Source organism: Cupriavidus sp. 09_S30 (assembly GCF_056930435.1).
Window position 1 is genome coordinate 2,415,340 of record NZ_JBXOWI010000002.1, and the last position, 19,575, is coordinate 2,434,914.

The window sequence follows — 19,575 nt, forward strand, 5'->3', positions numbered from 1 at the left end:
GAGGAGGCCGCGCATTGTTATCGATCGGAACGATCGTGCTGACTGGTACGGGTCAGTGTAGTGAGTGAAGGATGGGTCCTCATCGGGGCTATCCCCACTCGGGCGCGCAAATCGTCGCATCCGACGATCACCGCCGGCGCGCCGCTGCGCAGAATGGCTACCCGGTGCCAGTGGCGCCTTGCGCGGCCGCCAGCGGCCATCCCTGACCAGACGCCGGCGCATGGCGCGGGCATGACGTGGAATACCAGAAGCGAATGGCATCAGCCGCAGACCCTGAAGTCATGACTGAGCGCCTGCGCCGCGTGGCCGGGCGGATGATTGCTAGTTCACCGGGCATAGCCGCCCCGGGCGTAGCCGATCTGCGCCGCCTGTCGGGCGGCGCGAGCCAGGAGACCTGGTCGTTCACTGTCACCGGCCAGGGCGGTGTGCAGCGCATGATCCTGCGCCGTGCCTCGGCCGCGGTCGGCAAGCCCGAAGAGCAATCGACCCAGGCCGGCCTCGCCGTCGAAGCCGAACTGATCGCCCAGGCCAGCCGCGCCGGCGTACCGGTGCCGCGTGTGCGCGCCGTGCTGCAGCCGTCCGACGGACTCGGCGACGGCTTCGTCATGGACCATATCGATGGCGAGACCCTGGGCGGCAAGATCGTGCGCGATGCGCGCTTCGCCGACGCCCGCCGCGTTCTCGCCTTCCAGTGCGGCCAGGCCATGGCCGCCATCCACCGCATTCCTGTCGACGGCCTACCCCGGCTGCGCGAAGCGCCCGCCGCCGTCGAGCTGAAGAATTACCTGGCGCGCCACCGCAGCCTGCATGCCGACAAGCCCGTGTTCGAGCTGGCTTTTCAGTGGCTGCAGCGCAATGTGCCACCGCCGCCCGCGCGGCCGGTGCTGGTGCACGGCGACTTCCGCAACGGCAACGTGATGGTCGGCGAGGAAGGCCTGCGTGCCGTACTCGACTGGGAACTCGCCCATCTCGGCGATCCCATGGAAGACCTTGGCTGGATCTGCGTGAATTCGTGGCGCTTCGGCGGCGCGGGGCCGGTTGGCGGCTTCGGCGCGCGTGAAGACCTGTTCGCCGGCTACGAAGCCGGCGGCGGGGTGGTCGACGCGGCCCGCGTGCGGTTCTGGGAAACCTTCGGCGTGCTCAAGTGGGGCATTGGCTGCGAAGCGATGTCGCAGCCGCCAGCCAGCGGCGGTCCGCGCACCGTCGAGCGCGCGGTGATCGGGCGCCGCAGCTCCGAGACCGAGATCGATCTGCTCAACCTGATGTTTCCGCGAGGCCAGTGATGCAAGACTCCCCATCCGCGGCTGACATGCTGCAGTCCGTCGCGCATTTCCTGCGCGAGACGGTGATCCCGAAACTCAGCGGCCGCGAGGCCTTCGACACACAAGTCGCCGTGCGCGCGCTCGGCATCGTCGAGCGCGAACTGCGCCTGGCGCCCGCCGCGCGCGACGCCGAGCGGGCCCGCCTGCGCGAACTGCTGGGCACTGACGGCTCGCTCGAAGCACTCAACCGCGATTTGTGCGAAGCGATCGCCGCCGGCCGCTTCGACGCCGCCACGCCTGGCCTGGCCGACCACCTGTGGGCCGTCACCCTCGACAAGGTGGCCATAGACCAGCCCACCTACGCCAGCTACCGCGCCCTGCTGGACCAAGCGAATTCGCAAGCAACGGAGACCCGCAAATGAACTTCGATCTGCCCGCCGAACTGACGGCCTACCTCGCCGAACTCGACGCCTTCATCGACGCCGAGATCAAGCCCCTGCAAGCCCAGGACGACAACGAGCGCTTCTTCGACCACCGTCGCGAGTGGGCCCGCACCGATTTCGAGAACGGTGGCCTGCCGCGCCCGGAGTGGGAAGAACTACTGGCCGAATGCCGCCGCCGCGCCGACCGTGCCGGCCACCTGCGTTACGCCCTGCCGAAGGAATACGGCGGCAAGGATGGGACCAACCTCGGCATGGCCGTGATCCGTGATCACCTGGCGTCCAAGGGTCTGGGCCTGCACAACGACCTGCAGAACGAGCACTCCATCGTCGGCAACCGGCCCTTCGTGCTGATCATGCGCGATTTCGGCACGGAGGCGCAGCGCAAGGAATTCGTGCCGGGCATGCTGGAAGACGGTGTGAAATTCGCCTTCGGCCTGACCGAACCTAACCACGGTTCCGACGCTACGCACATGGAAACTCGCGCCGTACCGGAAACGCGCAACGGTCGCGCCGGCTGGCGCATCCACGGCGAGAAGATGTGGACCACCGGCATGCACGTCGCCAGCCATTGCGTGGTGTTCGCGCGCAGCAGCGGCAAGGACGGCGACGCCGCAGGCATCACCGCCTTCATCGTGCCGGCGCAGGCCGACGGCGTGAAGGTCGAGGAATACCTATGGACCTTCAACATGCCGACGGACCACCCGCGCGTGAGCTTCACCAACGTCTGGGTGCCGGAAGATGCCATCCTCGGCAACCTCGGCGCGGGGCTCGCCGTGGCGCAGTATTTCGTCCACGAGAACCGCATCCGCCAGGCCGCCTCCAGCCTGGGCGCTGCCACCTACTGCATCAACGAGAGCGTGCGCTACGCCCGCGAGCGCAAGCCCTTCGGCGAAGAGCTGGCCCGCAACCAGGGCATCCAGTTCCCGCTGGTCGACCTGGCCACCCGCGCCGAGATGCTGCGCGCCTTCATCCGCCAGACCGCCTGGCAGATGGACCGCATGAGCAAGCGCGAAGTCGACAAGCATCTGTCCGACAAGGTCTCGATGTGCAACTACACCGCCAACCGGCTGTGCTGCGAGGCGGCCGACACCGCCATGCAGGTGCATGGCGGCATCGGCTACTCGCGCCACAAGCCGTTCGAGCACATCTACCGTCACCATCGCCGCTACCGCATCACCGAGGGCTCGGACGAGATCCAGATGCGCAAGGTGGCGGGTTTCCTGTTCGGCTACATGGGGCCGAACAAGCATTGAGCATTTCCGTAGTCAGCATTCCCTTCACGTGCCGCGACGAGACAACCGCATGGACCTGAGTCATTACGAAACCCTGCCGCGCGCTCTGCGCCACGTGAGCGCCCGCCATGGCGCGTCCGTGGCCTGGCGCTTCGAAGACCGCGACACCACTTTCGCCGATTTCGACTCCAACACTGACCGCGTGGCGCAAGCCATGCTGGCCGCCGGGCTGCGGCCCGGCGACCGCGTCGCTTACCTCGGCCGGAACAGCGACCGCTATTTCGAGCTGATGTTCGGCGCCGCCAAGATGGGTGCAGTCATCACCCCGGTGAGCTGGCGCCTGGCCGCGCCGGAAGTCGCCTACATCCTGGGCCATTGCGAAGCGGCGCTGCTGTTCGCGGGCGGGGAATCGGCGCAGCTCGCGGCGAATGTTGCGCCGGGGCTGCCGCAGTTGCGCGAAATCATCGCCATGGAAGAAGGCGAGGGCAACCCCTTCAGTTGGACCACCTATGCTGCATGGCGCGACGCCAGTCCCGCCGTGCGTCCGACGCACGAGGCGCAGGCCAACGATGTGGTGCTGCAGCTCTACACCTCCGGCACCACCGGGCGCCCCAAGGGGGCGATGCTGACGCACCGCAACCTCACCATCAGCGGCGAGATCAGCGAGCGCGAGAGCATCGGCTGGATGCGCTGGTCCCCGGGCGATACCTCGCTGGTGGCCATGCCGGTCGCCCACATCGGCGGTACCGGCTGGGGGCTGCGCAGCCTGCTGGCCGGCGCGCGCGGCGTGGTGGTACGGGAGTTCGACCCGCACCAGGTGCTGGAGATCTTCGAGCGCGAGGGCATCAGCAAATTGTTCATGGTGCCGGCTGCGATGCAGATCGTGCTGCGCGACCCGCGCGCGCGTTCGGTGGATTTTTCGCGCCTCAAGTACATCGTCTACGGCTCCGCGCCTATTCCGGCCGCGCTGTTGCGCGAGTGCATGGAGGTGTTCGGCTGCGGCTTCGTGCAGACCTATGGCATGACCGAGACGACCGGCACGGTGGTGGCCCTGCCGCCCGACGCGCATACCACAGAAGCGGTGCCCCGCATGCGCGCCGCCGGCAAGGCGATGCCGTGGGCGGAGATCGCTGTGGTCGACTGGGAAGGCCGCCCGCTGGCCGCCGGCGAGGTCGGCGAGGTCATCGTGCGCTCGAGCCAGACCATGGCCGGCTACTGGAAGCAGCCGGAGGAGACCGAGCGCGCGCTCAACAGCAAAGGCTGGCTGCGCACCGGCGATGCGGGCTACATGGATGCGGAGGGCTATCTCTACATCCATGACCGCGTGAAGGACATGATCATCAGCGGCGGCGAGAACATCTACCCCGCCGAGGTCGAAAGTGCCATCTACGGCCACCCGCACGTGGCGGACGTGGCCGTGATCGGCGTGCCGGACGACAAATGGGGCGAGGCCGTGAAGGCGGTGATCGTCCCCGCGGCTGGCGTGGAGCCGGACACCACGGCCATCCTGGCCTGGGCGCGCGAGCGCGTGGCCGGCTTCAAGCTGCCCAAGAGCATCGACGTCATCGACGCCATGCCGCGCAACCCGTCCGGCAAGATCCTGCGCCGCAAGCTGCGGGAACCCTACTGGGACGGCCAGGAGCGCCAGGTCAACTGATGCGCCCCCGATGTGCCCCCGGCTAGAACAAGCTTTGCAGAAGGAGACGTGAATTGAACGAACAGATCAATCGCCGCCGCCGCGCCCTGTGCTTGTCGGTGCCCGCGGGGCTGGCCGGCGTGGCCGTTACCGGGACGGGCGCCGTACTGCCGCGCGTCGCGCGCGCCGCGGAGGCTTACCCTGCCAAGCCGATTACGCTGATCATGCCGTACCCGGCGGGTGGCGCGACGGACGTGCAGTTCCGCGCGCTGGTCATCCCGGCCGCCAAGGCGCTGGGCCAGTCTATCGTTGTCGTCAACCAGCCCGGCGTGGGCGGGACGCTGGGTCCGGCCGCCATGGCCCGCACTGCGGCGCCGGACGGCTATACCATCGCCGTGGCCAACGCCGCGCTGTTCCGTCTCCCGCATATCCAGAAGGTGTCGTTCGATCCGCTCACGGATTTCACCTACATCATGGGCCTGAACCGCTATGTGTTCGGCTTGTGCGTGGCGAACAACGCGCCGTGGACGACCCCGCAGGAACTGCTCGCTTTTGCGAAGGCCAACCCCGGCAAGGTCAATATCGGGGCGACAGGGACCGGCACTTCGGGGCACATCCTCGTCAAACGGCTGGCAAAAGCGGCCGGCGTGGAGCTCAACTACGTGCCGTTCAAGGGCGGTGCCGAGGTGCTGGTGGCGCTGATGGGCGGCCATATCCAGGCCATGTTCGACGGGGGCTGGGCGGCATCCGCCGAGGCCGGCAGGATCCGTCCGCTGGCCGTGGCCGAGGAAAAGCGGCTGGAGCGCTGGGCCAAGGTGCCGACGCTGCGCGAAATGGGCTACGACATCGTCGCCATCTCGGAAGTCGGCATCGCCGGCCCGAAGGGCATGGACCCGAAGGTCGTCAAGGTCCTGCACGACGCCTTCAAGGCAGCTATTCCGGACGCCGGCTACCAGCGCGCGCTGCAGATGGAGTCGATGCCGAATGCCTACATGAGCACCGACGACTATCAGAGGTACGCCTTCTCGCAATATGACAGCGACAAGTACTTCGTGAAGCAGTCTCGGGATCCGGCTCGACTGACGCAGCTCAACTGACCCGGCTGACACGGCCAGCCGCAGCACCTCGCCGTTGATCCAATCGATTTCGTGCGCGAGCGGGTCGATGGCCAGCATGGCTTTGCCCAAGCGCGTAAAGAGCGCATCTGGCGTCTCCAGCAGCGGCGGAATCCAGCGCGGCGGCAGGGGCGTGATCTTGGCCGGCGTGATGCCGGCTTGCGCCAGCAGTTCGAGCGCTTCGCGCTGCGCGAGGGCCACGCAGCGGCGGTAGGCGCGTTGCGGCAACTGGCTTTTGAATGGCAGGTTGGAGAGGGCGTTGACGGGGTTGTTGAGGTTGAGCAGCAGCTTGCCCCACTGTACCGGGAGCATGTCCGCGTGGGTCGACAGGGGCAGCCCGGCTGTCACATCCCAAAGTTAATGGGAAACCAATCACAGACAAATCAAGGAGTTACGCAGCACTGTCGCAAACTAAGCGGGCCAGAATCTCTCACAGTAAATGGGTAAAAGGCACGGCCTGTCCCACAGTTAATGGGACACGGAGGCAGAGGCTGGCGTCGGCGCGTAAGACTGCGCCGGTACCAGACCGCGTTCCCAAGAACGGCCTCGCGACGCCACGCCACAAGCGATAGGCGGCCGCGGCCGGGCAGCCTTCTCGTCGGCTGATGCGCCGGCGGCGATGCGCTTAAAGGCATTCCATGTGCTGTGATAGCTGGAGAAGAGGGGTTGGACTGGCGCGTTGGTCTCAAACATCGCGCGGTGCGCGCCAAAGAGCTCAGTGGCTTCGTGCATCCAAACTGCCAGCCATCTCCTCCGAACTGGGTGGGGACGACCGATCACTACCCTTGCATAGCGGGCAGGGCGCCGAGGTTGATGTAGACGTTTTCCCCTTGTGCGAGCGCCTTCAAGCCGCGGAGCCAGTCGCGGCGGACTTGGTCCTGAAAGATCCAACTGTCCAGTGCATTTGACTCCCCTGCCATGGGCGGCAGCGATATAAGGAAAGGCCACGATGCCGCATCACCGCTTTTTTTGACGCGAAATCAATTAATTCAATATTTCAACGGGAATTACTTCTAGCGATGATCTTCTTATCAATAGCAGATCGCCACTTCTCTTTCTCACTTATAATAAAACGCTTCAATTCGGCATTCGTTAAGACGGGAGGTGAAGTAGCTCCAAGTGCTTCCATGTCTGAGCGCCAAGATGGATCTGCGGTAATCTTTCGAATCGTTGCACTCAGTTTTTCGACGATGCTGGGTGGTGTACGAGCGGGAGTAAGAATCGCCGTCCATGCCTCTCCCTGGAAGCCGGGATAGCCAGACTCGCTCAACGTACGTACATCAGGCAACGCGGCCACTCGCATCTCGCCAGCAACCGCCAGTGGACGCAGCAATCCTTGCTTGATTAGAGGTTCGGCCACAGATGCAGCCTCAAACATGACGTCCACCTGACCACCTGCAAGATCAGTGAATGCAGGGTAGGCCCCTTTATATGGAACGTGCTGAAGGGCAATGCCGGCACGTGCTTTAAGCATTTCCATCAGCACATAATTTGTGACTCCTAGCCCGCCGGAAGCATAGTTCAGCTTGCCCGGACGGGCCTTTGCCTCAGCGACAAATTCTTGAAGAGTCTTGAATTTCGACCTGCTGCTCACCAGAAGAACGTACGAGCCGGAGGACAAAATCCCCAAGGGCTCGAAATCGCGGACTGCGTCGTACCGCAATTCATTATTGAAGAGCGGGCTCAGAATCAGCGGTCCGCTCGACGAGATGAGCAAGGTGTACCCGTCAGGTGTCGATTGCGCTACCATCTGAGCGGCAATACTCGCGGACGCGCCTGGTCTGTTCTCAACAAGGAATGACTGCCCCAGCGCATCGGCCATCCGCTTCGCCAGCTGCCGCGCAGTGACATCCGAACCAGACCCGGGTGGGAACCCGACTACCAGCTTCACCGGCTTCGAGGGATAGGCCTCTGCTGCCACGCTCAGCCCGCCGGCCAAACAAAGAAAGGTTGATACGACCAACGCAGCGAACCGCATAATTGTCTCCTGCCTAATCTCGGCATTTTGAGTGTTGATTTTGAGAACTCTCAGAGAGCGTCCCTGGCAATACCGCACTTCGGTCTCCCCGCGGGACCTCGATGCTACATATGCGGTCAACGCGTCGTTCCTTGCGCACGGAGCTTCGATTAAAAGTGGTAATAGACGATATTCAGGCGTGAATCACGTATGCGATGGATGGAGTAAACGAATCAAGCCATGCTTGGCGTGCGGGACGCCGCGCCGTGCCGTTGTGAGATCTTCTCTCCTTCTGTGGTTGGCTCAACATCCTTGGTCTTGCACGGGGATACTTGCGGGGGACCTTACCAACGGCGACAACTTCCAAAGAGAGCACCCACCAGATCGGCGCGTTGGCGGGTCGTGTCTTGGTTGCGCGCGTGACCGGGGACCGGAGTCTGCAGACGTTGCGCATCCCTTACACGACAAGCGTTCACGGTTGCGCCGGCTCAGCCCTCACTCCACCTTCAGCCCCACCGCCTTGGTCATCGCCTGGTAGGTCGGCCAGACACGTGCGATGAACTGCTGCAGGTCCTTACCGGTCAAGGGCGTGTCCTGGCTGCCAAGCTGCTCCCGCACGTTCATCACGGCTTCCGACTCGGTGACCGATTGCCGCACCAGTGTCGCTAGGCTGGTGATGATCTCGGTCGGCAACCCGGCCGGGCCCAGCAGCATATTGCACTCGGCCAGGTTGCTGAAGATCGGGTCGGATATCCCTTCGTCCTGCCAGGTCGGCACGCCGGGCAATTTCGGCGAGCGCGGCCCTGAGATCACCAGCATCGGCTTGAACGAGCCGTTAGCCAGCCCACCCGACATCCCGAGCAGCGACCCCGCACCGATATCGATATGGCCGGCCATCAGGTCGCCAACCATGGCGCCGGTGCCCTTGTAGTTGACGATGTCGAACTGGCCCCCGGTCAGCTTTTTCAACTGGGCTACCATCAGTTGCCAGCCCGAGCCGATGCCGTAGTTGCCCACGCTGATGGGCCGCTTGTGCGCCAGCGCGATCAACTCCTTGAATGTGTTGGCCTCCAGCCGCTTGGTCGCCACCATCACGCCAACACCGGTACTGATGGCCGCCACCGGTGTGAGGTCGCGTGAGGGATCGATCGGCGGCTTCTTCAGCAACACCGGCGCCTGCGCCAACTGGCTGTGCAAGGTGCACAACAGCGTGTAGCCATCGGGCTTGGAACGCGCCACGGCTTCCGCGGCGATCATGCCGATGCCGCCCGGCTTGTTTTCCACCACCACCGGCACCCTCAGCTTGCTGGAAAAGAACTCGGCAAAAGCGCGCGCAGAGCTGTCGTTGGATGAGCCGGGCGCCTGCGCGGCGATGATGCGGATGGGGCGTGAGGGCCAGTCGGCGGCCAGCGCGGAGCGCGGCAGCAGCCAGGGCAATGCTGCCGCGCCAGCAGCTGCGCCTAGCAGCGTGCGGCGACGAAGGTCTACGGTATTCCCGGTCAAGTCGTTACCCGGAGGAATAATGGAACGCATGGGTCTACTCCCGAAAACGTCAATCCGGGCGCCCACGACGGCTCGCGGGTGCCAGGATTGGCCGTGGCGCGATGGCGCACGGCCGGCAGGATTTGCAGAACTGGGGGGATGGCTGGCGGCTACATGCCGATCAGGTCGGCGCGCTGCACCAGGTTCCTGACGATGCGGACCGAGGCGATGTCAATCATCTTGCCCTCATACTGGACAGCGCCCAGTCCTTGCGCCAGCGCTTCGTCATATGCGCGGATCATGTCACGCGCACGCGCCACGTCGGCGGCACCCGGCGAGAAGACTTCCTGCGCGAGTTCGACCTGCGACGGATGGATCGCCCACTTGCCGACCATGCCGAGAATCATGGCGCGACGGGCTTCCTCGCGGAATGCATCGGGACTGCGGAAATCGGCGAACGGGCCATCGACGGCGTCGAGCCGATTGGCGCGCGCGGCAATCGTCAGGCGCTGGCGCTGGTAATGCCAGATGTCCCCCGGATACCCGCCGCTACCGCCGATGTCACGTATGGACACGCCCTGGCTCGCGGAGTAATCGCCCATGCCGAAGATGAGACATTCCAGGCGCGGCGTGGATGCGGCAATGGCTTCCACGTTCATCATCGCCTCCACCTCTTCGATCAGCACGTCGATGCCGATGCGGTGGGTCAGGCCGAGCTTCTTCTCCATCATCGACAGGAGCTTGTCGACGAACTGCACATCGGACGCCGACATGGCCTTGGGCAGCATGATGACGTCGAGGTTGCGGCCCGCGCCCTCCACTACTTCGATGATGTCCTCGTAGGCATACTCGGTGGTCAGGTCGTTGATGCGCACGCAGCGCGTGGTGCGACCCCAGTCGAGCCCGTTCAGGGCGTCGACGATCTTGCGGCGCGCCGGACGCTTTTCGCTGGGCGCCACCGCGTCTTCCAGGTCAAGGAAGACGAAGTCCACGGCCATGCCCGCGGCCTTGGCCATCATCTTCTCGCTCGAGCCTGGTACGGACAACTGGCAACGGCGCAGCCGCTTGGTTCGTTCCTGCATGATCTTGTCTCCTGCTTGTTGTATGGGTGTGGTCTGATGTGAATGCGAGCCCTTTACTGCACCGCGCCATCCGCGCGCAGCGCGGCGATTTCACGGGCGTCGAAGCCGAAATCCGCCAGGGTGCGGTCCGTGTGTTCCCCGGTCATGGGGGCCCGATGGCGCACACCACCGGGCGTAGCGCTCATGCGCACCGGGCTGCCGGCAATGGTCAGCCCGCGCACGGCGCCGGGTTGCTCCGATTCGACCAGCATCTCGCGGATGCGGAAGTGCGGATCGTTGAAGATGTTGGCGGCATCGAACACCGGGCCGAACGGCACCTCGCCGCCCAGCATCGCGGCAAGCTCGCGCTTGGTGTGGCGTGCCGTCCAGGCGCCGACTGCCTGCTCCACTTCCGTCCGGTGCTGTACGCGCAATTCGTTGGTGGCAAAGCGCGCGTCGTCGGTCCACGGGGGATTGCCCATCCGCTCCACCAGCAGCTTCCAGAAGCGGTCGTTGGGCACGCCCAGGCTGACGTAGCCATCACTGGCCGGAAACAGGCCGAACGGGCAGAGCAGCGGATGGCCGTTGCCCTCGGGCCCTGGCGCCCGTTCCGTGGCGCTGTACTGGAACACCATGCGCTCGCACACCGCCAGGACGGCATCAACCATGGCCACGTCCACGAACTGGCCACGCCCGGTGCGCTGGGCGTGCCAGCATGCTGCCGCGATGCCGTAGGCCAGAAACATGGCGGGCACGATGTCGCCGACACCTGGACCGATCTTGGTCGGCGCGCCGCCGCGCTGGGGGCCGGTAATGCCCATGATGCCGCCCATTGCCTGCGCGACAGGATCGTAGGCAGGCCAGCCCGCATAGGCGCTTTCGCCACTGCGCGGATCACCAAAGCCGCGCAGCGCCGCGTACACCAGCTTCGGGTTTTCCTCGGCCAACCGCTCATAGCCCAGCCCGAGGCGCTCCATCACGCCGCCACGATAGTTCTCGACCAGCACGTCTGCGTTACGCACGAGCCTGAGCAACGTCTCGCGCCCGGCGAGACGCTTCAGGTCCAGCACCAGCGATTCCTTGTTGCGGTTGATGGAGCCGAAGTAGCCGCCGAACCCGCCGGACTCCATCCGCAACGCCCCATCAAGATACGGGCCGTTGCGCCGGGTATTGTCACCGCCTGGCGGCTCGATCTTGATCACGCGCGCGCCCTGGTCGGCGAGCATCATCGAGCAGTACGGGCCGGCCAGCATCTGGGTCAGGTCGAGCACCACCAGGCCGTCGAGCGCGCCGGTTGTGCTGCCAGCTGCGCGGCGATCCGTGCGGCCACTTTCGCTCATCGCGTGCCCCAGTGGCTCTTGCGCTTGATCAGCGCGGTGCGTTCTGCCTGCACACACATCTTGTCGTCCTGGTTCACGCCGAAGTGGCGGAAGCGGACGATGCCCGCATCCTCCCGGTCGGAATCCTCCTTGCCCAGCACCTCGGTGTAGGCGTAGAGCGTGTCGCCGTGAAAGACCGGATGCGACAGGCGGATCTTGTCCAGCGTGAGCTCGCGCAGGCAGTGCTCGGCAGTGTCCTGCGCGGCAAGGCCAAGCACCATCGACAGGTTGATCCCGCCGAAGACAACGCGCTGTCTGAAGATGCCGCCTGCGTTTGCGGCGCGCTGCATGGCGTCTTCATTGAAGTGGCCTTCGGCCGTGTTCATGACCATGTTGGTCAGCATCACGTTGTCCATCTCGGTCACGGTCTTGCCGCGGGCATGGCGGATCAGCATGCCTGGCTCGAAGTGCTCGAAGTAGCCGTCGGGGCTGGTGAGGGCAGAGAGCTTCATGCTGCCTCCTTTCCCTGGCGGGCCTGGCTGCCGAATGCGCGGCTGGCGATCATGCCCTCGACCTCCGACTTGCCAAGCAGGCTGGTGGCGATGATGCGCTGCTGGATCTCAGAAGTGCCCTCGAAGATCTTGGTCAGCCGCGCGTCGCGCCAGTAGCGCTCCACCGGGAACAGCTTGGTATAGCCGGCGCCGCCGAAGATCTGCAGCGCGGTGGAGGTCACACGCTCGGCCATCTCCGAAGCAAAGTACTTCACCATCGACGCCTCCTTGTCGCAGCGGCGCCCGCTGTCGATTTCATTGCAGACGAAGTAGAGCAACTGGCGCGCGGCCTCGATTTCGGTGGCCATGGTCGCGATCTTGAAGCGGATGGCCTGGTATTCGGCGATGGGCATGCCGAACTGGCGGCGCTCCAGCGAATAGGCGATCGCGTCTTCCAGCGCGCCCTGCGCCAGCCCGATCGCGCGGGCGGCGGTATGCGCGCGGGCGCCCTCCAGTCCCTTGGTCATCAGCAGGAAGGCCTTGCCCTCCGGCCCCATCAGGTTGCGCTTTGGCACCCGCACGCCATCCAGCGCCAGCTCGAACGTCTTCCAGCCGAAGTACCCGATCTTGGGAATCGGCGAACCGGTCATGCCCGGCGGGAAGCCGCCCCGCTCCTTCTCGATCATGAAGCACGAGATGCCTTCCCAGCGCTTGGCGGACGAAGGCGGCGGCGAGGTGCGCGCGAACACGATCAGGTAGTCGGCACCGTCGGCAAAGGTGCACCAGTACTTGTTGCCGGTCAGTACCCATTCATCGCCTTCGAGCACAGCGCGGCACGAGATCGATGCCAGGTCGGAACCCGTGTCCGGCTCGGACAGCGCGCTGGCATTGAGGAATTCGCCGCGCACCACGCGCGGCAGGTATTGCTGCTTCATGTCCTCGGGCATCGATTTCATGATCCAGCCGCCCTGCGCACGGGCGACGATCGATGCCACCGACATCCAGCCACGCGACAGCTGCTCGCAGATCAGGCAGTACTCGAAAATGCCAAGACCCAGGCCGCCGTATTCCTCCGGAATGGTGATGCCGAAGTAGCCCATCTCGGCAAGCTTGTCGCGCAGCGACATCGGGATCTCAGCATCGGGGCCGTCCAATGCGTTGGCCACCGGCAGCACCTCTTTCATCGTGAATTCACGCGCCGCATCGCGGATCATGCAACGCGCTTCCGTCATGTAACCCAGACCGTCTCCTGACATGCTTATCCCCTCATCCTGACCAGATTCGAACGCTTGAACTCAATGACTGCATCGCCCTGCTGATTGGTGCCGCGTGTGTGCCACGTCACGATGCCGTAGCCCGGCCGGTTGCTGGCCGGCCTGCGCGCGACCACCACGGAGCTGGCGTAGAGCGTCTCGCCGGGGTAGACCGGCCTAACATACGACAGCTCGTCGACGCCGAGGAAAGGCCCCCCGCCTTCGGAGAGGTCTTCCACTGACAGCCCGAACACAGTGTTGAACACCAGCAGCGGATTGACTGGTACGCCCGCATGCCCGTTGGCGCGTGCCACCGCATCGTTGGTGTACTGCGGGTTGTAGTGCAGGGTGAGCACTGAAAACATGGTGTTGTCCGACGCGGTCACGGTGCGGCCCCAGTGATGGTGGAAGTGCCGGCCGGGTTCGAAGTCCTCGTAGCGGTTGCCGCGGGCGCGCAGCTTGGCGTCCGCCTTCAGGCGGGCGACGGCCGGGTCCGCGGGGACCTTGGGATCGATAGATGTCATTGGATTGCCTCAAACAAGGGTTCGATGGAAGGAAGCCGGTCCAGCGAGTCCACCACCGACACCAGCTTCGCGAATTTGGCCGCGCCGATACGCGGCACGACTATGGCCTGGGCCTTGTCCACCAGGCGACGCCATTGCAGGGCAAGGTCCGTGGCCGGCACGGCGACATTGGCCTGCGCACCGAGAGTACGGCCATCGCGCATCAGGATCTCCACCTTGGCGGCATTGCGCTCCGTGCCGGGCACGACCTCCAGGGCAATTCGCTGCCGCGCCCTGACATAGCGCGGCGCGCGCGCGGTCTCGTCCGAATACAGGGCGAGCGATGCGGTCGGCGCACCGTCCATGGCCATCGCCGCAAGATGCTGGATCGCGAACTTGATCTCCAGGCCGGTCTGCGGATTCGCGATATCACACACGCCACGATGCGGGCCCGATACGAAGATGGTCATCGATTCCAGCGCGTCCAGGTCGATGCCATGCTCACGGCAGACCTGGCGCACGGCTTCGATAGTGGAATGCGTGAGGTAGCAGGAGGCATGGAACTTGAACAGCGTGCGTTCGATGGCCATGCCTGCGCAACGCTCGAAGGTGGCTGGGAACGGCGGCGCAGCGGGCGCCTGGGTGCGGCCGAACCCTTGCTCGCACTCGATGCCGTTGGGGTTGGCAGTGAAGCCGCGCGCCGCCAGCCGCGCGGCCATCACGCCGTTCATCGCGGCCTTGCCTGCATGCAGCGGTTTGGCCATCGTGCCGAACATGCTTTTGAGCCCGGCGGCCTGCGTCGCGGCCAGTCCCAGCGCATGGGCCGTGCGCACCGGATCGAGCCCGCCCAGCCTGGCGCAGGCAGCTGCCGCGCCCAGTGCGCCGGTGGTACCGGTCGGGTGCAGGCCGAGGCGATACTGCTCCGCGCCGACCACTTCGCCGATCCGGCTTTCGACCTCATGCCCGAGGATCAGTGCGCGCAGCAGATCCTTGCCGCTGGCGCCGATGGCCTGGGCCACGGCCAGGGCTGCTGGCGCCACCGGCACGGTCGGATGGCCATGCATCGCCGAGGCAACGTCGTCGAAGTCCAGCGCGTGACCCGCGGCGCCGTTGATCAGTGCGGCCTGTGCCGCATCGGCGCGCAGCGTGCTGCCCACCAGCGCGCACGGCAACGCCTGCCGGCTGCCGTATTCGTCGGTGAGCATTTCCACCAGCGGCTCCCGCGCGGCGGCGATGGTGACGGCGATCCAGTCGAGCATGGCGTGCCGGGCCCAGGCGAAAGCCGGTGCGCCGATCTCGGCATCCTCGACCGTGCTGATCCAGTCGGCCAGTGCCCGGGTATAGCCACCGCTGTCCGCTGTATTGTCGATGGTTTGGTCAGTTTCCACTCGGAGGCATCGCCGCGTTGACCGGCGCCGTGTTGTTGTCGATGGACCGAGTATTGGCGAATGTCGGCTGGCGGAGCATCACATATGCGATGTGTTTCCCTCGCAGGTCATTCATCACATATGTGATGGACGTGGACGCCTGTGGGCCGGAAACTTTCTCCTGCGGTCATTCTGGCCGCCAAACCGCCGTGACCGCGGCACCTGTCAACCTTTCACGCCCGCGTCGCCGCTGGCGACGCCAACGCTCATGACCATGAACAAGACTGCACCCCGCCGCTCCGTGCTCTACGTGCCGGCAACCAATACCCGCGCCATCGAAAAGGCCCGCAGCCTGCCCTGCGATGTCATCGTGCTAGACCTGGAAGACGCCGTGGCGCCGACGATGAAAGGCCAGGCCCGCGAAAACCTAGCCAGTGCCTTCGCCACACAACCGTTTTCGGCGCATGAGACCGTGATCCGGGTGAACGCGCTGGACACCGCGGAATTCGACGCCGACCTGCGCGCGGCCATCGGCTGCCGGCCCGATGCGATCCTGCTGCCGAAGGTCAACACCAGTGCCGACCTGGAACGCTTCGCCGCAGCGCTCGGCGCCGTCGCCAATGGCCCCGTGCCCAAGTTGTGGGCCATGATCGAAACGGCTGCAGCGATCCATCACATCGACGGCATCCTGAACGCGGGCCAATGCGCCCAGTTGCAACTGGACTGCCTGGTCATCGGCACCAACGATCTCGCCAAGGAAACCGGCGTGTATCCGGGCGATAACCGTGCGTATCTGCTTCCCTGGCTGATGTCAGTGGTACTGGCGGCCAAGCGCTACGGCATGGACGTGCTCGACGGCGTATGGAACGACTTCGGCGACCACATCGGCTTCGATAAGGAAGTCCTGCAATCGGTCAGGATGGGCTTTGACGGCAAGACGCTGATTCACCCGTCGCAGGTGGAACCGGCCAACCTGGCGTTCACGCCCTCGGATGCCGCCACCGCCGATGCGCAAGCGATCGTCGCGGCCTTCGCTAGGCCTGAGCATTCCGCGGCGGGTGTGATCAACCTGGCCGGGCGCATGGTCGAGCGCCTGCATCTGGAGCAGGCCACGCGCCTGCTGGCGCGCATCGATGCCATCCGGGCGCGCAGGGAACAGTCCGGCCGCTGAACCCGGCCCCGCTGCCCTCGACAGGCACTCAGCAGTCCTGCGCAACGCCCAGTACGGCGGCCAGCAGTTTCTTGCGGCGCGCGTGCAAGCGCGCCACGGGACCGCCGGTGCCAATGCCGAGCCACTGTCCGCGTATCGGCGTTGCCACCAGCGTGGCGATCACCCCCGCGCCTGGCGAGGCCAGGCTGGCCGACTCGTAGTAGCCCTGGCGGCGCGCCTTCTCCACCGCAGGCATGATCTCGTCAGGCCGGGCACGCGGCTCGCCCTCCGCCGCTTCCGCGTTGTAGCGGCGCAGCAGCCGTCCGATCTGTTCGTCCTCCATCCGGCTCATCAGCATGATGCCGATCGCGGTGCGGTGCATCGGCCGGATGGTGCCCGACGAGACCGACAGCCGCAAAGCGTGGCTGGATTCGATCACCGACAGGTACTGCAGCATGTTGCCGTTCTGCCGGCCCAGCAGCACCGTCTCGCCGGTCTCGCTGGAGAGACGGCGCATGGCATCGTGGACCGATGCGCCAGTGCCCTCCTTTCTCGTGGTCCAGCCGCACAGGAACGCCACGCGGACCGAAGGGCAATAGGTCCGCATCTGCGCATCGAACTCCAGGTAGCCGCGCGCTACCATGGTCCGCAACAGCATCGAAACGCTGGATTGAGGGATACCGAGGCGCTCGGCAATCTCGCCAACGCGCAGCGGCCGGCGCACGCGCTCGAACAGTTCGAGCAGATCGAATACACGATCCGCGGATTTGACAATCCCGCTGCCCATATGAGTGTCTCCTTGCCTCACGCGTCTTGTCGCGTGCTTTTCTTCTCATAGCAACGATAGCAAAAAATGATGCCGGCCCACAGCAATTCGATAGGGCGGCGGCAACATGGAATGCGACGACAGCGTCGCGCCGGGCAAGGCATCGACCAGCAGATCGAGGTCGCTGCCTTCCAGGTCGGTGCCGTGCAGCACGGATCCGAAGATGCGCGGGTTCGGTTCAGATCTAGCGCAACGGATGGTCGCTTGGGCATCCTCTTTGGCCTCGGGGGCGGAATTCGGTCTCGCAAAGCGAGATCGGTCGATGGGCGAGACTGAACTCGGCCGTCGAATCATGGGCCCCCTTCACGGCCTTCGTTAAGTCTTGAAGCGTTTGGCCAAATCCAGAAAGCTATCAGGGATGCGGATGGCGCAATCTGGAGCCATGCCGATCATGGGCAGCGCGATAGGTTGCTAGCAGTTCCGCAGGAGAGACGCCTTTCTTGGCACCCCGGGGTCAACGCGAAGGCTGCGCGCAGGCGTAGGTGCTGGGCGCGATGCGGAGCGACGTCCCTGCAACTTGGCGCGCCTTCTTCCGGGTGCCCGGCGACGACCAGTCGAGGCCATCAAGGTACTGGCGCCAGGGAGACTGCGACTCGGAAAACAGCCAGCGCTCGACCTCAGCACCGTCCCGCAGATCCAGGAGTTCGGCCAGCGACTGCAGCTCACGACAGAAGAATTCGTAGTCCAGCCCGCTGACGGAGTCGGGGATGCCCTTACCATCGTGGTTCAGCCGGATGCCGTTACCGTCGACCAGCTCGAAGACAGGCTTGCCGGTCGCATCGAGGCGCCAGTTGATGGCACGCAGGGCCAGGATCGATTTAGCAAGCCACTGGTCCAGGATATAGGCGCCAGGACAGCCGAAGAAGTACATCAGCTTGGTGAAGAACGACGGGCCAATCCCGCGCAGCAGGTGCCGGCGCCGCAGCATGCGAAAGCGCTCATAGGCTTCCTCCCTGGTCAGGGTGGGCAGATCCTCCAGCAACGGCAGCAGATTCGGCATGGACTCGGCCAGGCGCCTGTTGTTATCGACTCCCTTGCCCATATTGGCACCGCCGTAAGCCATGGCGGCGTACGCACGCAGATCCAGGTCGATGTCAGAGCGATGGCAGAGAGCCCACGTCTCGTAACGGTCGAGCGCGCAGCGCAGCTCGGGTTGCGCGGTGCAACGGACGGCCAGCGCTTCGTTCCTCCAGCTCCGGGCCCAGGCTTCCGTGCTGTACCCGATCCAGTTGCGGGGATCGTCCTGGTTCCGAAGCTGAGCCAGGGCGGCCTGGTGCCAATGCTGCGCGCAGATGCCGGCCTCAGAAAGCGAAAAAGCCATCGTTGATCTCCTGTGTTGAAGATGCCGATGACTTTGTTTTGCGACCCCATGCCGCAATTGAGATAGCCATCGGCAAGGACTCTCTGCAATGCTGACGGTCGATCAGCATTGCAGAAAATCCCTGCCGAGGCGCTATCTAGCCGGGATACCCAGGTAAGCCTGGGCCGTCCAACTGGCGTGAACCTCTTGCGATCAAGGTCACCCCGGCGTGAATGGACTGCAGGTGGGCAGTGTCTTGGCTTGCTCCACCTCGGATTGGGACGGCAAGTCTAGCGAAAGGGCTGGCAAACAGTCAACAGACCGCCGGGTAGCGCCCTGGATAAGACTCGCTCTTCCTCGCGGTGCGGAGTGCCGCCGAAGTTGTGCCGGTTGTAGGCTGCGCTGACCTCCGCTTCGGTGCGATAGCGCATGGCCAACCTAGGGACTGGAATCCTCAGGAACTGTGCTTGCTCGAGCCACCCTTCTGCATCGCTGACAGACCAGGTTCAGAGTTGAGTGAATCTCGACACCTACGCTCTACTGCCCCGTCTGGTCGCGCGATGTCCGACACCTGGAGCAGTCGTCCCTGCGGAAGGTCTGCCTACTGTCACGTCTCACAGTTAGCGGGAAACCAATCTCAGATAAATCAAGGAGTTACGCAGCACTGTCGCAAACTAACTGGGCCAGAATCTCACAGTAAATGGGTAAAAGGCACGGCCTGTCTCACAGTTAATGGGTACACGGAGGCGGAGGAGGTGTGCGAGCGACGAAGTGGGTCCTCCGCTCACACACCTAAAGTTGTGCCTAAAGTTGTGACTTGGCCCGGACCGCTCAGCTGCCTGCGCACAGCGAACGGTGGCAAGGTCCGGGATGCCGCGTGTCAGCCGACCGCGCACGGAACCGGGCGGCCCGGCCCGCTGGGGCCAATGCGGGCGCGGCGGGCAACCGCGATCGAGCCACTGGTGTGAACCCCTGCGCAGTTTGGACGGGATCGTGCCGACAGGGCAGAACGCCACGGTCACAATTCCCATGACCCATTCGCTGCAGCAGGCGCTCGTCGGCTGTGTGACCATCCTGTCGGGAGGTACCGTGGTCAATCGTGCCGTCTGGTGTAGAGATTCACTTAACTCTGAACTTTGTTCGCTCAACTCTGAACCTGGTCCGTCAGCGATCCTGAA

General features: G+C 64.7%; 17 protein-coding genes and 1 pseudogene. 6 read left to right on the forward strand and 12 right to left on the reverse strand.

Annotated features, from left to right (window positions below):
- The first annotated feature begins 254 nt into the window (after positions 1-254).
- The 5 genes from AC1Z3O_RS30980 to AC1Z3O_RS31000 are packed head-to-tail and all read left to right on the forward strand — an operon-like array spanning position 255 to position 5,670.
- Positions 255-1,283, forward strand: a complete 1,029-nt coding sequence (locus AC1Z3O_RS30980) for a phosphotransferase family protein (RefSeq protein WP_483520530.1) — start codon at positions 255-257, stop codon at positions 1,281-1,283.
- Positions 1,283-1,684: a DUF6285 domain-containing protein gene (locus tag AC1Z3O_RS30985; RefSeq protein ID WP_483520532.1), complete on the forward strand. Its 402-nt coding sequence runs from the start codon at positions 1,283-1,285 to the stop codon at positions 1,682-1,684. Before AC1Z3O_RS30980 ends, AC1Z3O_RS30985 begins: the two co-directional genes overlap by 1 nt.
- On the forward strand, positions 1,681-2,958 hold the full coding sequence (locus AC1Z3O_RS30990; RefSeq protein ID WP_483520534.1) for an acyl-CoA dehydrogenase family protein: 1,278 nt from the start codon (positions 1,681-1,683) through the stop codon (positions 2,956-2,958). The genes AC1Z3O_RS30985 and AC1Z3O_RS30990 overlap by 4 nt, the downstream gene beginning before the upstream one ends.
- Before the next feature lie 49 nt (positions 2,959-3,007).
- Positions 3,008-4,594, forward strand: a complete 1,587-nt coding sequence (locus AC1Z3O_RS30995; RefSeq protein ID WP_483520536.1) for a fatty acid--CoA ligase — start codon at positions 3,008-3,010, stop codon at positions 4,592-4,594.
- Positions 4,595-4,647: 53 nt separating this feature from the next.
- Positions 4,648-5,670, forward strand: a complete 1,023-nt coding sequence (locus AC1Z3O_RS31000; RefSeq protein ID WP_483520537.1) for a tripartite tricarboxylate transporter substrate binding protein — start codon at positions 4,648-4,650, stop codon at positions 5,668-5,670.
- Here AC1Z3O_RS31000 and AC1Z3O_RS31005 read toward each other — a convergent pair.
- From AC1Z3O_RS31005 to AC1Z3O_RS31045, 9 genes and pseudogenes are all read right to left on the reverse strand, one after another.
- A pseudogene (locus AC1Z3O_RS31005) lies at positions 5,623-6,030 on the reverse strand (ketopantoate reductase C-terminal domain-containing protein); the annotation flags it as partial. The gene AC1Z3O_RS31000 and the pseudogene AC1Z3O_RS31005 overlap by 48 nt on opposite strands.
- Before the next feature lie 655 nt (positions 6,031-6,685).
- Entirely contained in the window at positions 6,686-7,666 is a 981-nt protein-coding gene (locus AC1Z3O_RS31010) for a Bug family tripartite tricarboxylate transporter substrate binding protein (protein WP_483520539.1), read from the reverse strand.
- A 474-nt stretch (positions 7,667-8,140) separates the two neighbouring features.
- Positions 8,141-9,178, reverse strand: a complete 1,038-nt coding sequence (locus tag AC1Z3O_RS31015; RefSeq protein WP_483520541.1) for a Bug family tripartite tricarboxylate transporter substrate binding protein — start codon at positions 9,176-9,178, stop codon at positions 8,141-8,143.
- A 119-nt stretch (positions 9,179-9,297) separates the two neighbouring features.
- The gene (locus tag AC1Z3O_RS31020; RefSeq protein WP_483520543.1) at positions 9,298-10,209 is read right to left on the reverse strand and encodes an HpcH/HpaI aldolase/citrate lyase family protein; all 912 of its coding nucleotides are present in this window, start codon (positions 10,207-10,209) and stop codon (positions 9,298-9,300) included.
- Positions 10,210-10,262: 53 nt separating this feature from the next.
- Positions 10,263-11,528, reverse strand: a complete 1,266-nt coding sequence (locus AC1Z3O_RS31025) for a CaiB/BaiF CoA transferase family protein (RefSeq protein WP_483520545.1) — start codon at positions 11,526-11,528, stop codon at positions 10,263-10,265.
- On the reverse strand, positions 11,525-12,019 hold the full coding sequence (locus AC1Z3O_RS31030) for a MaoC family dehydratase (protein ID WP_483520547.1): 495 nt from the start codon (positions 12,017-12,019) through the stop codon (positions 11,525-11,527). Before AC1Z3O_RS31030 ends, AC1Z3O_RS31025 begins: the two co-directional genes overlap by 4 nt.
- A complete protein-coding gene (locus tag AC1Z3O_RS31035; RefSeq protein WP_483520549.1) occupies positions 12,016-13,230 on the reverse strand; it encodes an acyl-CoA dehydrogenase family protein in 1,215 nt (404 codons plus the stop codon). Before AC1Z3O_RS31035 ends, AC1Z3O_RS31030 begins: the two co-directional genes overlap by 4 nt.
- A gap of 26 nt (positions 13,231-13,256) precedes the next feature.
- Positions 13,257-13,775: a MaoC family dehydratase gene (locus tag AC1Z3O_RS31040; RefSeq protein ID WP_483520551.1), complete on the reverse strand. Its 519-nt coding sequence runs from the start codon at positions 13,773-13,775 to the stop codon at positions 13,257-13,259.
- The gene (locus tag AC1Z3O_RS31045; protein WP_483520553.1) at positions 13,772-15,142 is read right to left on the reverse strand and encodes an MmgE/PrpD family protein; all 1,371 of its coding nucleotides are present in this window, start codon (positions 15,140-15,142) and stop codon (positions 13,772-13,774) included. Before AC1Z3O_RS31045 ends, AC1Z3O_RS31040 begins: the two co-directional genes overlap by 4 nt.
- 253 nt (positions 15,143-15,395) lie before the next feature.
- On the opposite strand from AC1Z3O_RS31045, the gene AC1Z3O_RS31050 reads away from it, so the two are divergent.
- Positions 15,396-16,292, forward strand: coding sequence for an HpcH/HpaI aldolase/citrate lyase family protein (locus AC1Z3O_RS31050; RefSeq protein WP_483520555.1), 897 nt, complete (start codon positions 15,396-15,398; stop codon positions 16,290-16,292).
- Between the two features lie 28 nt (positions 16,293-16,320).
- Here the strand turns inward: AC1Z3O_RS31050 and AC1Z3O_RS31055 are convergent, their stop codons facing one another.
- From AC1Z3O_RS31055 to AC1Z3O_RS31065, 3 genes are all read right to left on the reverse strand, one after another.
- On the reverse strand, positions 16,321-17,058 hold the full coding sequence (locus AC1Z3O_RS31055) for an IclR family transcriptional regulator (RefSeq protein ID WP_483520557.1): 738 nt from the start codon (positions 17,056-17,058) through the stop codon (positions 16,321-16,323).
- A gap of 45 nt (positions 17,059-17,103) precedes the next feature.
- Positions 17,104-17,250 carry a hypothetical protein gene (locus AC1Z3O_RS31060; protein WP_483520559.1) on the reverse strand — a complete coding sequence of 49 codons (147 nt, stop codon included), beginning with the start codon at positions 17,248-17,250 and terminating at the stop codon, positions 17,104-17,106.
- 301 nt (positions 17,251-17,551) lie between these two features.
- Entirely contained in the window at positions 17,552-18,418 is an 867-nt protein-coding gene (locus AC1Z3O_RS31065) for an 8-oxoguanine DNA glycosylase OGG fold protein (RefSeq protein ID WP_483520561.1), read from the reverse strand.
- Between the last annotated feature and the right edge of the window lie 1,157 nt (positions 18,419-19,575).

Excerpts from the sequence above, each read along its gene's own strand:
- AC1Z3O_RS30980 (WP_483520530.1), top strand. The coding sequence starts at position 255 with ATGGCATCAGCCGCAGACCCTGAAGTCATGACTGAGCGCCTGCGCCGC.
- AC1Z3O_RS30985 (WP_483520532.1), top strand. The coding sequence starts at position 1,283 with ATGCAAGACTCCCCATCCGCGGCTGACATGCTGCAGTCCGTCGCGCAT.
- AC1Z3O_RS30990 (WP_483520534.1), top strand. The coding sequence starts at position 1,681 with ATGAACTTCGATCTGCCCGCCGAACTGACGGCCTACCTCGCCGAACTC.
- AC1Z3O_RS30995 (WP_483520536.1), top strand. The coding sequence starts at position 3,008 with ATGGACCTGAGTCATTACGAAACCCTGCCGCGCGCTCTGCGCCACGTG.
- AC1Z3O_RS31010 (WP_483520539.1), bottom strand. The coding sequence starts at position 7,666 with ATGCGGTTCGCTGCGTTGGTCGTATCAACCTTTCTTTGTTTGGCCGGC.
- AC1Z3O_RS31015 (WP_483520541.1), bottom strand. The coding sequence starts at position 9,178 with ATGCGTTCCATTATTCCTCCGGGTAACGACTTGACCGGGAATACCGTA.
- AC1Z3O_RS31020 (WP_483520543.1), bottom strand. The coding sequence starts at position 10,209 with ATGCAGGAACGAACCAAGCGGCTGCGCCGTTGCCAGTTGTCCGTACCA.
- AC1Z3O_RS31025 (WP_483520545.1), bottom strand. The coding sequence starts at position 11,528 with ATGAGCGAAAGTGGCCGCACGGATCGCCGCGCAGCTGGCAGCACAACC.
- AC1Z3O_RS31030 (WP_483520547.1), bottom strand. The coding sequence starts at position 12,019 with ATGAAGCTCTCTGCCCTCACCAGCCCCGACGGCTACTTCGAGCACTTC.
- AC1Z3O_RS31035 (WP_483520549.1), bottom strand. The coding sequence starts at position 13,230 with ATGACGGAAGCGCGTTGCATGATCCGCGATGCGGCGCGTGAATTCACG.
- AC1Z3O_RS31040 (WP_483520551.1), bottom strand. The coding sequence starts at position 13,775 with ATGACATCTATCGATCCCAAGGTCCCCGCGGACCCGGCCGTCGCCCGC.
- AC1Z3O_RS31050 (WP_483520555.1), top strand. The coding sequence starts at position 15,396 with ATGAACAAGACTGCACCCCGCCGCTCCGTGCTCTACGTGCCGGCAACC.
- AC1Z3O_RS31055 (WP_483520557.1), bottom strand. The coding sequence starts at position 17,058 with ATGGGCAGCGGGATTGTCAAATCCGCGGATCGTGTATTCGATCTGCTC.
- AC1Z3O_RS31065 (WP_483520561.1), bottom strand. The coding sequence starts at position 18,418 with ATGGCTTTTTCGCTTTCTGAGGCCGGCATCTGCGCGCAGCATTGGCAC.